The sequence below is a fragment of the Rathayibacter tanaceti genome (genome assembly GCF_001634385.1).
GTDB lineage: Bacteria > Actinomycetota > Actinomycetes > Actinomycetales > Microbacteriaceae > Rathayibacter > Rathayibacter tanaceti.
The window spans coordinates 1-299 of sequence record NZ_LIIN01000326.1; the positions used below are offsets into that span (position 1 = coordinate 1).

A 299-nucleotide genomic window follows, 5' to 3' on the forward strand; every position below is an offset into this window, starting at 1 on the left:
GGCGACCTCTCCGGCGGCTCCGCCAGCGCGCCCTCCTCGCCGCTGCCGTGGCTCTCGATCCGCCGCTGGTCGTCGCCGACGAGCCGACCACCGCGCTCGACGTCACCGTGCAGGCCCGCGTGCTCGAGCTCTTCGCCGAGCAGAAGGCCCGCGGCCGGGCGCTCGTGCTGGTCTCGCACGACCTCGCCGTGGTCGCGGGGCTCGCCGACCGCATCCTCGTGCTCGCCGAGGGCCGGGTCGTGGAGGAGGGGCCCGCGTCCGCGGTGCTCGGCGCGCCCCGCAGCGCGCAGGCCAGGGCG

General features: G+C 78.6%; 1 pseudogene. It reads left to right on the plus strand.

From position 1 onward, the window contains the following. Window positions 1-47: 47 nt before the first annotated feature. Window positions 48-299 (plus strand): annotated as a pseudogene (locus tag ACH61_RS15890) (ABC transporter ATP-binding protein); the annotation flags it as partial.